Consider the following 1,315-nt stretch of genomic DNA (forward strand, 5'->3'; position numbering starts at 1 on the left):
GATGGTGCATTGATAAATACCAGTGCTTGGGCTTTGCTCGGACAGCTTAACGCCAAGTTAAAATACCTTGAACAAGAATCATGGGGTAAATGGTATCTCTGGACATCGCCACATTACTTCTATGGAACCGGATGGGGTGAGGCAAATAACGGGAATGTAGGAAAGCCGGAAGGTTGGTATTGGGTAAATGGTGTCAAAGTCTTCTACGACGTCGCTCATATTGGTACGACAGTTCAATCTTTCTATACCAGCTTTAGTCGAATCGATATTGGTGGCGATACGAGCGATCCGCTAAATACCACGAATTATTATGAAGGCAGTATTGGATGGTTGATGACTCCACCGTTTGAGTCCGATTGGATAGACAATATAGGTATCGGTTTAACCATTAATTATGGCAGTGATCTGAAAGGCGGCAGTTTGGTTCTGTTCTTTAATCAGGATTGACGAAACTTGCCGTTGAACTGTCTAAACAAAACGACCGCACTTATTTGAGTGCGGTCGTTGTATTTCTTTATGTGATTAGTTCTGATTCACTCTGGTGCAATTTCGACCTGCTTTTTTAGCTTTATACAATGCCGCATCCGCCAGTTTGATGACTTCAGCAGGTTCTCTTCCGTTTCTACTGTCTGCAGCACCAAAGCTCGCCGTGACGAATACCGATTCTCTTTGCATGTCTTCGGTACCTCGGTTTTGCTGGCCTTGCTTGTGATCGTCAGGGCGAGAGGCTTTGTCGCGGAGGATCATTTCATATTCAGCGATAGCTTTACGAGCTTCTTCTATGTATTGGCGACAATCTTCAACGTTTTTTCCCTTGAAGACCATGGTGAACTCTTCGCCGCCGAAGCGATAGACCTTTGCACCACCACGTGTTTTCATCAATCTTGAAGCCACCATTTTTAGCACATCATCGCCGATGTCATGCCCGTACGTGTCGTTAAACTTCTTGAAGTGGTCGACATCGAGCATTGCAATTGTGAATTTTCTGCCCATGTGTTTTAGATCTAAATCTAATGCTCTGCGGCTTGGAATCTGCGTTAGGCTGTCAGTAAACGCAAGTTGGTGACTCGCCGAGGTTGAATAGATGATGATGAGCAGACCAGTAAGCGTAAACATGGTGCTGGAAATGTACTGCACATCAAAGAAGATGAATGTCGCGGAGGCCAAAGCCATTGCAGAATAGGTCATCGCATGGATGATTTTGTTGGTTTTCAGCAGCAGAATACCAAGAAAGCACACAATACCAACACAATACAAAACAAGAATAAACGGCAGCTTAGATACGCTAGGCACAATGAACAAAATGCCGCTGGTC

The 1,315-nt window shown here is 44.6% G+C and carries 2 protein-coding genes; one reads left to right on the top strand and one right to left on the bottom strand.

The window, feature by feature from the left end; translation table 11 throughout:
• The coding region (locus R7040_RS24470) for a Solitary outer membrane autotransporter beta-barrel domain (RefSeq protein ID WP_318097269.1) at nucleotides 1-447 on the top strand (447 nt) is incomplete at its 5' end.
• 75 nt (nucleotides 448-522) lie between these two features.
• On the opposite strand, the gene R7040_RS24475 is transcribed toward R7040_RS24470, so the two are convergent.
• Nucleotides 523-1,315 (bottom strand): GGDEF domain-containing protein (locus tag R7040_RS24475; protein ID WP_318097270.1); only part of this gene is annotated, 793 nt, incomplete at its 5' end.

Source organism: Vibrio sp. 1069 (assembly GCF_033340555.1).